The following is a 14,077-nucleotide window of genomic DNA, read 5'->3' on the forward strand; positions in this document are numbered from 1 at the left end:
ATGAAAGAGAATTGTAACAAACAAAAGATTTAGAAATAGAAATGAAGAAAGTATTTTATCTCAACACATGTGATACCTGCAGAAAAATTTTAGCCCAATTTGACCTTACAGACTGGGAACTTCGTGAAATCAAAAAAGCGCCAGTCACTAAAGATGAATTGGCCGAGATGTATAAAAAAACAAAATCATACGAGGCATTATTCAGCAGAAAGTCTACGCAGATCAAATTGAGAGGTTTGGATGTGAAATCTTTAACAGAAAAAGATTTTAAAGAATTACTGTTGGATCATTATACTTTCCTAAAAAGGCCTGTATTTATTACAGATAAGGAGATTTTCGTAGGAAATGACAAGACAAATGTGGAAGCTCTTCAAACATTTTTTGGAGTCAATGAATGAAATATCTGATTTCCATATTGATTTGTCTTGCTGTCAGTATAAAAGGGCAGACGGTTTACAAAACACCTTCGGGGACCAAGTTTCATTTATCATCATGCAGAATGGTGAAAAATTTTTCTTCTGGTCTCTCTGTAAATGAGGCATTGGAAATTGGGCTTCAACCCTGTAAGATCTGTAACCCCGGCAAAACATCAGTATATGGAATTGTTTCCAGTGCTAAAAAAGTGAATGGTATCAATAAAGGAAATCAATGCTTGGGAAGAACAAAGAAAGGAACAAGGTGTAAACATTATACCAGTATTGGTAATGATTATTGTTTTCAGCATGTTCCAAAATAAATTGTATCTATAATTTGTGATTTATTTCAATGAGTTAATTATTAAATACTTAACTTTATGATTACCAAAAAATAAATCATGATAAACAAATTCTCAAAAACAAAGAATCTTAACAGATCAGCTTTAAAAAAAATTAATGGTGGAGGTAACATTCTTCCGGTTAACTGTAATAGATTATGTGGGGGTGCAGGCGGAGTGATTTCCAATACACCCGGAGTAGGCGATGTCTGCTCTCCTGATAGAAAAATATGCTGTATCTGTCTTTAAACAAAAAAGAGGCTGTGAACACATCACAGCCTCTTCTTTTTTAATATTTTTTTCCAATTATACAAAAGGAGCTTTCACTACTTTTGCAGGAATGTTCTTATTTCTTACCTGAATGAAGATTTCAGATCCTAATTTGAAATAAGGCTTGTCTACATACGCAAGACCTAAACCTACTTTCTTCATAGGAGATTGTGTTCCGGAAGTTACTTTTCCGATTACATTTCCTTCTGCATCTACCACAGGATAATCGTGTCTTGGAACTCCTTTGTCTGTAAGTTCAAAACCAACTAATTTTCTGGTAACTCCTTCTTCTTTTTGTTTTGCGAAAACATCTTTAGAAACGAAATCCTTATCAAACTTGGTGATCCATCCTAAACCAGCTTCAATAGGAGAAGTCGTATCATCGATGTCATTTCCGTAAAGACAGAACCCTTTTTCTAATCTTAAAGTATCTCTGGAAGCCAATCCACAAGGAATAATTCCTTCTTCTTTACCTGCTTCCATTACAGCATCCCAAAGTTTTTCAGCACTTTCATTGTTAAAATAGATCTCAAAACCACCGCTTCCTGTGTATCCTGTGTTCGAAATGATGATATCATTTTCTCCGGCAACAGTTCCTACGGTAAAATGGTAGTAAGGAATTTCTGAAAGGTTTACTTCCGTAAGCTTTTGAAGGATTTCAGTAGCTTTAGGCCCCTGAACTGCCAATAATGACATTTCATCAGAAGCATTGGTCATTTTAGCTCCGAAAGTATTATATTTTGAAATATGATTCCAGTCTTTGTCAATATTGGAAGCGTTTACCACCACGAAATATTTGTCGTCATCCATTTTGTAAACGATAAGGTCGTCTACAATTCCTCCGTTTTCGTTCGGAAGACAAGAATACTGAGCTTTTCCATTTTCAAGCGCATCAACGTTATTGGTCGTTACAAATTGTAAAAGGTCTTTTGAACCCGGCCCTTCGATGAAAAACTGTCCCATGTGGGAAACATCAAATAATCCTGCTTTTTCTCTTACTGCAAAATGCTCTTCTGTAACCCCTGAATATTGAACAGGCATTTCAAAACCTGCGAAAGGTACGATCTTAGCTCCCAAAGAAACATGTTTGTCGTACAAGGCTGTTTTCTTCATATTTAATTTTTATTTCTTTATTTTAAAACTGTTAAAAGTCTCATTGAATAAGGTCATATAGTTTCCGTTCCAGAATTTCTGGCCACAATTGATGGAAACTAAATATAAGTTGTTGTCTTTTTGAAAAGCTTTAGTTACCCAGAACAGCTTTTCTTTTTCATCAAAGTGCTCATATAGATATTCTGTATATCCTTTTTGGCTCTTTTTATCTTTTACTTTATTCTCCTGATCTTCTGATTGATAAAGTGCCAGGATGAATTTTTTTACTTCTTCTTTTGGAAGCGGTAAATCATGATATTCCGAAATGGTAATAGCACCTATCTGGCTGGTAGGAAAAATGTTGATGATCTCACTGTCATTAGTAGATTTCCAGCCGTCAGGAACATTAATGGAGTAGTTGGAATTTTCATATACTTTTCCCTTTTGGCCAAAAAATAAACTTCCTGTCAAAAGAGCAGAAAAAAACAATATTTTTTTCATCATTAAAAATGGTGTTTATATTCTTCCAGAATGATTTTGAACCATTCCGTAAAGTTTTCAGGATGCTCAGAAATTTCTTTATCCAGATCTTGTATGGAAATAAATCTTACCTCTTCCACTTCTTCTTTATTTAAATTGAAATCAGCTTCATGGTTTCCCACAAATACATGATCCAGCTCGTGCTCCCAAAGACCACCACCCACATCTGCCTTGTAGATAAAATTGAATTTTTCTGAAAGTTCGGCCTCTATTCCCAGTTCTTCTTTCAGTCTGCGAACAGCTCCTTCCTCATAAGTTTCTCCTTCTCTTGGATGTGAGCATACAGCATTAGTCCATTGGTTAGGAGAATGGTACTTTCCTGAAGCTCTTTTCTGAAGAAGCATTTCTCCTTTATTATTGAAAAGAAATACAGAAAAAGCGCGATGTAGCAGGCCGTTGATGTGAGCCTGCTGTTTTTCCATCAGCCCCATAACTTCATCTTCAGGATTTACTAAAACAACAAATTCTTCCATTCCTACAAATGTAAGAGTAATAAATGTATTTTGGAAATTTTTAGATAAACATCATACTTTTTGTAATAATGCTATTAAGAGGAGGGCATAAAGTAGGCTTATAGGTCAATTCAATTATTGATTAAAAGAAAATATAAAACGAAAAATTTTAACTATTTATAGTGAAATGATTAATAAAATATTGATATTATTCTTTAAATAGTAGTTTTTGTAGTAAAATATTAACATAAAGTAAGATTAATATGCCTGATAGTTGTAAAAGCGCTAACTTTGTTACTTAATATTTAGTGATGGAATTAGAATACATTGAACACATTAGTCCTATTCTAAAGGATGGAACAAAAAATTACTTAATAGATATCGACGGAACCATTACCGATGACGTTCCCAACGAAGAACCGGAAAGAATGGTTACCTGCGAACCTTATCCTGATGCACTGGAAACTGTCAACAAATGGTATGACGAAGGACATCAGATCTGCTTTTTTACTTCAAGAACCGAAAATCTGAAACAAATCACCATAGACTGGCTGGATAAGCATGGTTTCAAATACCACAGTGTGCTTTGCGGAAAACCGAGAGGAGGAAATTATCACTGGATAGACAATCACTTGGTAAGAGCTACAAGGTATAAAGGAAGATTTACGGATTTGGTAGAAAAACAAGTCACCATTGAAGTATTCAAAGAAGACGGCGAATAAAAATATAATTCAAAGATTTAAAGATTAAATGTGAACCTGTTCCTTTAATTTTTAAATCTTTCATTTTTTAATATACTTGATATTTTATGAAAGTTTTAGCAAACGACGGCCTGGATCAATCTGGAATTGATGCATTGACAGAAAAAGGCTTTGAGGTGATCACTACAAAAGTTCCACAGGAATTTTTGGTAGATTATATTAATGAGCATAAAATCCGCACCCTGCTGGTGAGAAGTGCTACACAGGTAAGAAAAGATATTATAGACAACTGCCCATCCATCGATATCATTGGTAGAGGGGGAGTAGGTATGGATAATATTGATGTAGACTACGCAAGAGAAAAAGGGATTCATGTGATCAATACACCTTCCGCTTCTTCAGAATCGGTGGCTGAACTTGTTTTTGCCCATTTATTTTCAGGAGCGAGATTTCTTCAGGACTCCAACAGAAAAATGCCTTTGGTAGGAGATACTGAATTTGGAGGTCTTAAAAAAGCATATGCTGCCGGTATTGAATTGAGAGGAAAAACCATCGGTATCATCGGAATGGGAAGAATCGGCCAGGAAGTAGCAAGAATTGCTTTAGGACTTGGGATGAGAGTGGTTGCTGCTGATAATAATATAGGAAAAGCCAGCATCAAAGTGAAGTTTTATAATAATCAATTCATTAATGTTGATATAGAAACTGAACCTTTGCAAGAGGTATTGAAACATTCAGACTTTATTACCCTGCATGTTCCGGCACAGAAAGACGGGTATATGATTGGTAAGAATGAATTTGACATGATGAAAGACGGAGTGGCTATTGTCAACTGTTCAAGAGGAGGAGTTATTGATGAAACAGCTTTGATCCATGCATTGGATTCCGGTAAAGTAAGATTTGCAGGACTGGATGTTTTCATTAATGAGCCAACCCCTTCTAAGGAAATCCTTAATCACTCTAAAATCTCTCTTACCCCTCACACCGGAGCTTCTACTCTTGAAGCACAAGACAGAATCGGGCTTTCCCTTGCAGAGCAGATTTCAAGTATCTTACAGATTCAATAATTTGAAACGATATAACAAAAGCACCTCCATGGAGGTGCTTTTTATGTTTAAGCTGTTATGTACAGATTATATATTTTTGCTTTTCAATAAATCTCTGATCTCTGTCAGTAATTTTTGATCATCTGTAGGTCCTGCAGGAGCTGGGGCATCTTTTTTGTTAACTTTATTAGCCAGTTTGATGATCCAGAAAAGAACTACGGCAATACATAGGAAGCTGATTACTGCTGAAAGGAAATTTCCATAAGCAACACCATTCCACGTAAGTTTTGCAATGTTTTCTGCTCCCGCTGCTTTCAATGCCGGATTTAATATCAGAGGAGTGATTACATCTTCTACTAAAGACGAAACAATTTTTCCAAATGCAGCACCAATGATCACACCGACAGCAAGATCGAGAACATTTCCTTTAAAGGCAAACTCTTTAAATTCTTTAACAAATCCCATAATTTATATTTTTTTAATTAGTATATACACAAAAATATAATTAAAAAATGTAAAAAACACTACTTTTTATAGTTTTTTATTCCCAAAATATTGAATTTTCTATTGAAATTTTATAACCTGTTTTAATGAATATTTTGGCTTTATAGAGATCCTTTATCTCATTCACGATCCCTCCTTATTTTTATTAACGACGTGATATCATAATGAAAAATCTTTTGTAATTTGCTTAAAAGTTGAGTTTACTTATGAAAATTTTCACCGCAGAACAAATACGCAATTGGGATCAGTTTACCATTTCTCATGAGCCCATTTCTTCCATTCAATTGATGGAAAGAGCTTCGATGGCTGTTGCCCACTGGATTTCTGAACATTGTAAAAATCATAAAAAACTGGCCATATTTTGTGGTAACGGAAACAATGGCGGTGATGGATTGGCGGTGGCAAGAATGCTTTATCTGAAAGGTTTTGATGTGGATCTGTTTATAAGTGATTCCAAAAGGAAGTTTTCAGAAGAGGCTTCTGTCAATCTGAAAAGACTTCGGGATATATCAGGAATTTCGGTCAGGAAATTTGATCATAATGAGCCATATAATTTCGATGATAAAACAATTATTATAGATGCCCTTTTTGGAACAGGATTGTCTCGACCTTTGGAAGGAGACCATAAAATGCTGGTTGAAAAACTGAATCAAAAAAATAATATTAAGATTTCCATTGATGTGCCTTCCGGGCTGCCTGCAGATGGAATGTTTGATAATGATGCTGTTATTCTGAAAGCTGATTATACCCTGACTTTTCAATGCTGGAAAAGAACTTTTCTTCATCCTGAAACGGGTAAATATACAGGAAAAGTAGAAGTACTGGATATTGATTTGAGTAAAGCATATGCTGATACAGCTGATGCAGAATATTTTGTAATCGATGATCAGTTGATAGAGCCGATATTTATCCCCAGACAAGAATTTTCTCATAAAGGAACTTATGGCAAAGCTGCAATCATAGGAGGAAGTTATGGGAAAATAGGAGCAGCGGTACTCGCTACAAAATCAGCTTTAAAAACGGGAGCAGGACTTACCTTTACCTTAGCTCCGGAATGTGGATATGAAATACTGCAGACTTCATGTCCTGAAGCGATGTTCATAGAAGGAGGAGAGAAGTTTGTAACAAATTTCGAAATTGATAAAGATTTTATTTGCGGAATAGGACCTGGTTTGGGAACCGATCCAGATACCGGGAAAAACTTTTTGAATTTCCTGAAAAACTATACTCAGCCTCTGATTCTGGATGCCGATGCTTTGAATATCATTGCTGAAAATCCGAAAAACCTGAAATTAATCCCCAAAAAGTCAATTATCACTCCACATCCAAAAGAGTTTGAAAGGCTTTTTGGCAGTACAGAAAACTCTTTTAAAAGGCTTGAGCTCGCCAAAGCCAAAGCAAAAGAACATGGTGTTTTTATTGTCCTGAAAGATCATCATACTCAAATTATTACTCCGGAAGGAAATGTATTTTACAACATAACCGGGAATGCAGGCCTTGCAAAAGGAGGCAGCGGAGATATTCTTACTGGAATCCTGACTTCGCTGTTAGCACAAGGATATTCCGAAGAGCATACCTGTATTTTGGGAGTGTGGCTGCATGGAAGAGCTGCTGATCTTGCTTCAGAAAAAGATTCAAAAGAATCGATGCTTCCTACTGATGTTATTGATCAATTCGGGAAGGTTTTTGATGAACTGAACAGGAGGGCGGTGAGGAATTTATAATCAGTAAAAAGGCTTTTTAAGATCTATATAATAAAAGAGGCAGATTTGTAATTCTACAAATCTGCCCCTTTAGTTTTTTAGCGTTTCGCTCTTTAGCTGAAATTTATTCAGGTTTTTCGTTTTCTGCCTGAGTGATCTTGAATTTCTTAGAAACAATCATAATCACAACTCCTGCAATCATAAAAGGAATAGAAAGAACCTGACCTGTGTTCAAACCACCAATCTGGATAAACTCATCTCCTTGCGGTTCTTTAAGGAACTCAACAAAGAATCTGATGGCCCAAAGAATGATAAAGAACAGACCGAATAACCAGCCTTGCTGATATTTTTTATTTGTTTTTCTGTATAAGATCCATAATAAAATGAACAGCAGAACATACCCTACAGCTTCGAATAACTGGCTTGGATAACGTGGTACGGTAAGACCATATTCACTGCTTTGCTGTGGAAAAAGTAAAGCAAACGGAGAATTTGGATCTGCCGGTTTTCCAACAATTTCAGAATTAAAAAAATTCCCCATTCTTACAAATGCACCTCCCAATGATACTACAATTCCCAATCTGTCATATACCCAAAGAGGATTTTTCTTGATAATCTTATATGAATAATAAAGAGTTGTAAGGATAAGTGCGATGGTAGCTCCGTGACTTGCTAACCCTGAAAATCCTGTAAATTTCAACCCGTTTTTTGTACTGATCGGTAAAAATACGCTCCAGAAATCTTCTTTGAATAATTCAGGCTGGTAAAATATGACATGCCCTAACCTTGCTCCCAGGATCGTTCCTATCAATGTAAATGTGAAAAGAGGTTCCAGATATTTCTGGTTTATATTATCAATCTTAAAGATTCTGGTCATTAAAACATATCCAAAACCAAAAGCAAATACAAACATCAGGCTATAAAAATGAAGCGTAAATGATCCGATATGAATACCTTTTGAAGGGTCCCATATTTTAAATGGAGTTTCAAGCTCTACCTTATCAGAATCAGTGATTGGCTTCACTGTTTTTACCGCATATTTGAATGTCGTAATATTGTCAGGGGTAGCGGATGTATCAATCAGCTTAAAGTTTTTATCAAAAAACTGGTATTTTGAATCTTTGAATCTTGACAATGTTGAAATACCATAATTAGTAGGCTCAAAATTGGATTCATTAAGTATGACAACAAGAGATGGACTTTTATCTGTTTCTCTGTCTGGAAAAGTACTCAGATCTCCCAACTCAGTGGTTGAATAGATTTTTACAGGAACATTGTTTCCGTTGATATCTAAAGTTCCGTCAGATAAACCTCCAGGGTATTCCTGTGCAAAGAGAAGCTGCGTCATGAACGCAAATAGCACAAGATAAATTCTGAAAAAAATAGTATTCATTTTTCTATTGATTTAATAGTTTGATTATTGACATTTATGTTTAGGTGGAACGGGATCGTAACCGCTGCCTCCCCATGGATGACATCTTAAAATTCTTTTAAATCCCAGCCAGAAACCTTTAAAAATCCCATGAACACGAAGTGACTCGATCATATAATGAGAACAGGTGGGTTCGTAACGGCAGTTTTTGGGAAGTAAGGGCGAGATGAACCATTGGTAAAATTTGATCAAAATTACCAGCGGAAATGTAATGATTTTATTGAATGTAAGTTTCAAAACAATGCAAAAATAGGGTAAAAAAATGAAAATTAGTTTAAATTTGTTATAAGTTTCGGAGATCTGAAATCCGGAACATTGATCTGAAAAAATAGAATTACTTTGAATCAAAATATTCCATTAGCTGAAAAATTAAGACCCAAAACCCTGAACGATGTATTGGGGCAGGAGCATCTTACCGGAGATAGAGGAACGATCAGGAAAATGATTGAAAATAATGCCCTGAATTCCCTGATCCTTTGGGGCCCCCCCGGTACCGGAAAAACGACTTTGGCCGAAATTATTTCGGAGCAGTCGGGAAGAAAATTCTATAAGCTTTCTGCAGTTTCTTCCGGGGTGAAAGATGTACGGGATGTGATTGAAGATGCAAAGAAACAGAATTTGTTTTCTGGGAAATCCCCCATTTTATTTATTGATGAGATTCACAGGTTCAACAAGTCTCAACAGGATTCACTGCTGCATGCGGTAGAAAAAGGCTGGATTGTTTTGATAGGAGCCACTACAGAAAATCCAAGTTTTGAGGTAGTTTCGGCATTGCTTTCAAGAAGCCAGGTGTATATTTTAAAAGCTTTAAGCTATGAAAAGCTGGAAGAATTGATTGATATCGCTTCCGAAAGATACAATAAAGAGGAAGGAACCGATTTTAAAATCCTTGAGAAAGAAGCTTTCATTCAATATTCGGGCGGTGATGCCAGAAAGCTGATCAATTCTGTAGAATTGGTTTTGAACCAGTATAGAAATTCAACAACCACAGAAATTATCAATTCTGATGTTCTTGAAGTCCTTCAGGAAACAATGGCTCTTTATGATAAAAACGGGGAGCAGCATTATGATATTATTTCAGCCTTTATCAAATCGATGCGGGGAAGTGATCCTAACGGAGCTGTGTATTGGCTGGCGAGGATGATTGCCGGGGGCGAGGATATTAAATTTATTGCCAGGAGGATGCTTATTCTGGCGTCTGAAGATATCGGGCTTGCTAACCCGAATGCACTGGTGATTGCTAATAATTGTTTCCAGGCTGTGAATGTGATCGGGAATCCTGAAGCAAGAATTATTTTAAGTGAAACGGCTATATATCTGGCAGTTTCCCCAAAAAGCAATTCAGCTTATATGGCGATTAACGAAGCACTGGCTTTGGTGAAACAGACCGGAAATCTGCCTGTTCCGCTTCATCTGAGAAATGCTCCTACAAAGCTGATGAAAGACCTTGATTATGGGAAAGAATATAAGTATGCCCATTCTTATGAAGGGAATTTTGTAGACCAGGATTTTCTTCCTGAGGAAATCAAAAATATAAAACTGTATGAGCCAGGTAATAATTCCACGGAAAAGAAAATTTATGAAGAGCTCAAGAAAAAATGGAACAATAAATATTAGAAATAAAAAAAGGATGCTGCAAAACAGGATCCTTTTTTTATAGTATTCAATTATTCGGTAGTGTAAATAAATAGCGTTTTCTTACCGTTGTGATCTTTTGTTTCTGCTCTTTTCTTGATCTCAGGATAAATCACAGTGCTTGTATCTGTAAATTCATATCCTTCAATAAATACAGGAGTATCTGCTGCAACATTATATTGTACGTTGATGTCAGATAATGGCATTCTGTCAAATATATTTTCTCCGTTTTTGAATTTGTATTCAGTCACCCCTTTTGTAAAAACAGAACTGTATTTTTTTAAACTTTGGGGAAGGCTTGCCGGAGTATTGTATACTTTAGAAACCTGCAATACATTTTTTCTTGCATTGAACAGTTCTACTGTTCCAATAGCATTGTCAGCAACTGCAAACTTTACAGCGGGATTTTTTTGCTGTGCAAATAAAGTGGCAGAAGATAGTATTAAAAAAGAATAGAGTAATTTTTTCATAATCAGAATATGTAACTGTTAAAAACGTGATAAATATAGTTATTTTTTATAAAATGTGAATAAAATCTTGAATTGTTTTAAACTTTATTTAGAGATAAAAACATTTATACTCATTATAAATCAGTGGTTTCTTCGCTTTTATCTTTTTTATCAACCATATTTTTGATGATGTTTTTCAAACGTTGGAAGGCGAAAGAACTTATTAATAAGATCATCCCAAGAATGATGAAGGCGCTGATTCTTGAGATATTGTCCATTTGCCATACGTCGTAACCATAAAGCTTTACCACCATAAGACCTACTAGGGCAAAACCAATCTTATTGTATTCCTGGATATTCTTCTTTAAACCCATATAAATAAAAATACTGGCAAGAATTGTCCATATGATGGGTAAATAAAGAATATTAAAATGTTCACTTACTTTATAGGAATGTTGAATATCATTGGAAATATTTAAAACATAGGAGTGATGAAGCTCGCAGCTTATAGAAATGATTAAAGCGAATGAAAGAACCCAATAAGATATTTTGCGTTCGTGAAATTCTGAAAAAGGGATCATCCTAATATAGGCATATATAAAAGGAATCCACTGAAGAAGGTGCAGCAGATAAAATCCGGGCTGCAGTTTCTTTGATAAAACAGCGGTCACTACAGAAGAGGTTGAAAAAGAGATATTCAGGATCAGTAAAAAAAGAAACAGGTAAATCAATGCATTTTGAAAACCGTTACTGATTTTTAAATTCTTTCTGAAAAGCAGCAGAACAAAGATGTAGAAGATGCTGAATAACAATCCTACATTGATAATGGCTGCCCAAGGCATATCGGAGATATGATAAACGATTTCCAGAAGAAGAGCAATGTAGATAACCCCGTAGCTGATTACAGTAATAAGGTCTTCCAGAAATTTGCCTGTATTCTCTTCTTGTTCTTTCTGGGTATTTTTTAATATCAATAGATTGATGATTGTTGAAGCAATAGTAACCAGGCTGGTCAAAAATACCGGATTGAAAACAATACCAAGATTCTTTGTGTCAGAATATTCAGCCCAGGTAATCATCTGCGCAATAATAACTAGCGGGAAAAGAACGTAAAAACAGATTTTGAAAATTCGTTGACCTGTTTTTTTCCAGATAAAAAGAAGTAAAGCTGTTTCTACTGCCCACACACTTGTGATGAGGTGGGTTTTGAAATGTATTGCAACAGCTGTAGTAATCAAACTTATTGTTATTCCTGCAAATACAGAGTAAGCGGAACCATGATTTTTTCGTCCATATTCCCTGAAGAAAAGAATAGCGTTGATCACTGCAAAAGTTATCGGGAAGAGGATTGCAGGTTCATATTTTAATTCATTAAATGTATAAACGAGGCCAATAATGCTTGAAAAATTAATCAGAGCAAGCATAAGAATACTCGAAACGGAAAGCGTATTTTTCCTAAAGTACTCATATAAGGCAAAAACATAGAAGATGATATAGCTAAGAATATAGAAGACAACACTCAAAAGTTCGGGGTGGTAAGCAGTCCAGTACAAAAGATAAAAGGTAGTGAATAAATAAGCTGTCCATCCAATGCTTTTCCAGTGTTGCAGCAATGTTGCAGCAAGCATTCCTATATTCAGTAAACTGATGTAGATGAAAAGGAAAAGATAGTTGCTGTGTCCGGTACTGATCATCAAAGGAGCTGCGAAGCCGCCTATCAATGAAAAAATAATCAATACTTCACTCTTATAATAATAGGACAGAACAATAGATACTGCGGTAATCAGTGCTGTGATGATAAAAGCCGTGTTTTGGGTAAAAAGATGGTACTCACGGAAAGCAATAGTAGCAGTGAAATATAAAACGGCAATTCCTCCTCCTGTTATAATAGATGCGAATGCTGTATAATTTTTTCTGAGAAAATGACCGATAAGCACAATGCCTGCTCCCGTACACAATCCAATTCCTGCTCTTGCTGTTTCTCCGATCCAGTTTTTATCAATGGCATACTTTACAAAATAGCCAATCCCCAGAACAAGGGTAAAAATACCAACAATGGTAAGGATATTTTGTTTTAAAAAATCAAAAACAGGAGTCAGCCAGTCTTTTTGAACGGGTGGTGGTATTTCTTGATGTTCTTCACTATGCTTTACCTCTTCACGATAGACCTGCTGAGTTTGTACTTGCTGTGGAATAATAGTTTCTTCCGTTGAAGTTTTTTTATGAATCACTTCAGACTGAGCCGGAGCCTTATTGATTTTATAAGTAAGGTCTGAGATTTCCTTTTCAAGTTTTCTGATTTTGGTATTCAGGTTATTGAAAATGATGAAAATTATAACGATTAGGATGACAGCAACAAATTCATTCATTTCATAGTTTTTATCAAATATAAAGAAATGTTTGAAAAGCTATTCAAAAATTAACCCATCACAATATCGGTGATGGGTTAACGGTATAGATAACTAACAATATGTTTTACTAGTTGGATACTTTGTAAATGGAGAAAGATGTAGTACTTGTTGATAATAGTGATAAGCTAATACCCGGATCAATAAATCCAAAGTTTACTCTATCACCTGCCTGAAAAGAATAGAGTGCACTAATATAACTGTCCGAGATAGTTAAACTAGCCACTAGAAGATTGACACCACTGAAAAGACGGGAGTCTATTAATGTAGTAACTCCGGCTCCGGCACCTCTTGTTCTGGTGATTCCAATACCAGTACCGCCACTTAATAAAGAAGCCTGTAGTCCTGTTCCAAAACGGAATGAATAAGATACAGCATATACTCCGTCTGATGGTATTGTATAAGATGAAGTAGTATCATTAAATAAAGCTGCACTACCTATGGTTCTTTCGGCTGCTAGAAAGTTAACAGGTTTGAAATCTCCCAATACACCTACAGAAAGAAGGCTGATACCTGTAGTTTTTTTTGCAAAATATACGGTATTGTTAGTTCCTGAAGCGGCTATTAATATTGCCGGGTCCACTGAGAAAACCTGAGTGGTTCCCTGGTTAACTGCTAAAACCTGATATCCGGGTAGTGCTGTGGCTGCTGGGATGTCTCGAACTTTTAATGTTCCATTAACATCTAGTGTAGCGGCTGGAGTGCTTGTGTTGATACCAACCTGTGAAAATAAAGGTACGGTTGCACATGCCAACATTAAGCTGTAAAGTTTCGTTTTCATGATCAAGATTTTTAATTAGTTGCTGGACAAATATACAATAAAATTATACTCTGTATTGTGAATATTTTATTTTTAATATTAATATGTTGTAATATATTTAAACATATGTTTGTATTTTGAGTGATTTTACCTCATAATGTAATTACGAGTTATTATAATTGTTTTTTAATTAATCGTCTGTTTATAAGGGTTTTAATAAAAAATAATTCTCCCATAATGGTGGGTTATTTTTTTCTTAGAATAAGCTAAACAGGCAGAATATTTGCAATGAAAGAATTGTTTTTTTTTCTATGTATTAGCTGGGTTTATA

16 protein-coding genes are annotated in these 14,077 nt (G+C 35.4%); 7 read left to right on the forward strand and 9 right to left on the reverse strand.

Annotated elements, in window-relative coordinates; all coding sequences use genetic code 11:
* The first annotated feature begins 41 nt into the window (after positions 1-41).
* From C1634_RS07195 to C1634_RS07205, 3 genes are all read left to right on the forward strand, one after another.
* Positions 42-398 (forward strand): arsenate reductase family protein, encoded by a 357-nt coding sequence (locus tag C1634_RS07195; protein WP_109738138.1) that lies wholly within the window; start codon positions 42-44, stop codon positions 396-398.
* Positions 395-736, forward strand: a complete 342-nt coding sequence (locus C1634_RS07200; protein WP_103235031.1) for a hypothetical protein — start codon at positions 395-397, stop codon at positions 734-736. The genes C1634_RS07195 and C1634_RS07200 overlap by 4 nt, the downstream gene beginning before the upstream one ends.
* A gap of 78 nt (positions 737-814) precedes the next feature.
* The gene (locus C1634_RS07205; protein ID WP_103235032.1) at positions 815-1,003 is read left to right on the forward strand and encodes a hypothetical protein; all 189 of its coding nucleotides are present in this window, start codon (positions 815-817) and stop codon (positions 1,001-1,003) included.
* Between the two features lie 57 nt (positions 1,004-1,060).
* On the opposite strand, the gene gcvT is transcribed toward C1634_RS07205, so the two are convergent.
* From gcvT to idi, 3 genes are read right to left on the reverse strand one after another with little or no spacing between them, the layout of a single operon-like run.
* Positions 1,061-2,137: a glycine cleavage system aminomethyltransferase GcvT gene (gene gcvT / locus C1634_RS07210; RefSeq protein WP_103235033.1), complete on the reverse strand. Its 1,077-nt coding sequence runs from the start codon at positions 2,135-2,137 to the stop codon at positions 1,061-1,063.
* Between the two features lie 9 nt (positions 2,138-2,146).
* The gene (locus tag C1634_RS07215) at positions 2,147-2,620 is read right to left on the reverse strand and encodes a hypothetical protein (RefSeq protein ID WP_103235034.1); all 474 of its coding nucleotides are present in this window, start codon (positions 2,618-2,620) and stop codon (positions 2,147-2,149) included.
* Entirely contained in the window at positions 2,620-3,129 is a 510-nt protein-coding gene (gene idi, locus C1634_RS07220; protein WP_103235035.1) for an isopentenyl-diphosphate Delta-isomerase, read from the reverse strand. Before idi ends, C1634_RS07215 begins: the two co-directional genes overlap by 1 nt.
* Before the next feature lie 290 nt (positions 3,130-3,419).
* Here idi and C1634_RS07225 point away from each other — a divergent pair, with 290 nt between their 5' ends.
* Both C1634_RS07225 and C1634_RS07230 read left to right on the forward strand, forming a co-directional pair.
* Positions 3,420-3,830 (forward strand): LNS2 domain-containing protein, encoded by a 411-nt coding sequence (locus tag C1634_RS07225; protein WP_103235036.1) that lies wholly within the window; start codon positions 3,420-3,422, stop codon positions 3,828-3,830.
* An 86-nt stretch (positions 3,831-3,916) separates the two neighbouring features.
* Positions 3,917-4,876, forward strand: a complete 960-nt coding sequence (locus C1634_RS07230) for a D-2-hydroxyacid dehydrogenase (protein WP_103235037.1) — start codon at positions 3,917-3,919, stop codon at positions 4,874-4,876.
* A 66-nt stretch (positions 4,877-4,942) separates the two neighbouring features.
* On the opposite strand, the gene mscL is transcribed toward C1634_RS07230, so the two are convergent.
* Positions 4,943-5,320: a large conductance mechanosensitive channel protein MscL gene (gene mscL / locus C1634_RS07235; protein WP_103235038.1), complete on the reverse strand. Its 378-nt coding sequence runs from the start codon at positions 5,318-5,320 to the stop codon at positions 4,943-4,945.
* Positions 5,321-5,565: 245 nt separating this feature from the next.
* Here mscL and C1634_RS07240 point away from each other — a divergent pair, with 245 nt between their 5' ends.
* Positions 5,566-7,083, forward strand: coding sequence for an NAD(P)H-hydrate dehydratase (locus C1634_RS07240; RefSeq protein ID WP_109738139.1), 1,518 nt, complete (start codon positions 5,566-5,568; stop codon positions 7,081-7,083).
* Between the two features lie 103 nt (positions 7,084-7,186).
* Here the strand turns inward: C1634_RS07240 and lgt are convergent, their stop codons facing one another.
* Together lgt and yidD are read right to left on the reverse strand one after the other, a co-directional pair.
* Positions 7,187-8,035: a prolipoprotein diacylglyceryl transferase gene (gene lgt, locus C1634_RS07245; protein ID WP_103235391.1), complete on the reverse strand. Its 849-nt coding sequence runs from the start codon at positions 8,033-8,035 to the stop codon at positions 7,187-7,189.
* Positions 8,036-8,479: 444 nt separating this feature from the next.
* On the reverse strand, positions 8,480-8,731 hold the full coding sequence (gene yidD, locus C1634_RS07250) for a membrane protein insertion efficiency factor YidD (protein ID WP_047423501.1): 252 nt from the start codon (positions 8,729-8,731) through the stop codon (positions 8,480-8,482).
* A gap of 102 nt (positions 8,732-8,833) precedes the next feature.
* Here yidD and C1634_RS07255 point away from each other — a divergent pair, with 102 nt between their 5' ends.
* Positions 8,834-10,111 carry a replication-associated recombination protein A gene (locus C1634_RS07255; protein ID WP_109738140.1) on the forward strand — a complete coding sequence of 426 codons (1,278 nt, stop codon included), beginning with the start codon at positions 8,834-8,836 and terminating at the stop codon, positions 10,109-10,111.
* A 50-nt stretch (positions 10,112-10,161) separates the two neighbouring features.
* On the opposite strand, the gene C1634_RS07260 is transcribed toward C1634_RS07255, so the two are convergent.
* From C1634_RS07260 to C1634_RS07270, 3 genes are all read right to left on the reverse strand, one after another.
* A complete protein-coding gene (locus C1634_RS07260) occupies positions 10,162-10,599 on the reverse strand; it encodes a hypothetical protein (RefSeq protein WP_103234259.1) in 438 nt (145 codons plus the stop codon).
* 113 nt (positions 10,600-10,712) lie between these two features.
* Positions 10,713-12,947 carry a DUF2339 domain-containing protein gene (locus tag C1634_RS07265; protein WP_103234260.1) on the reverse strand — a complete coding sequence of 745 codons (2,235 nt, stop codon included), beginning with the start codon at positions 12,945-12,947 and terminating at the stop codon, positions 10,713-10,715.
* Between the two features lie 109 nt (positions 12,948-13,056).
* On the reverse strand, positions 13,057-13,767 hold the full coding sequence (locus tag C1634_RS07270) for a hypothetical protein (RefSeq protein WP_103234261.1): 711 nt from the start codon (positions 13,765-13,767) through the stop codon (positions 13,057-13,059).
* Positions 13,768-14,077 lie beyond the last annotated feature (310 nt).

The sequence above is a fragment of the Chryseobacterium viscerum genome (assembly GCF_002899945.2).
GTDB classification, from domain to species: Bacteria; Bacteroidota; Bacteroidia; order Flavobacteriales; family Weeksellaceae; genus Chryseobacterium; species Chryseobacterium viscerum.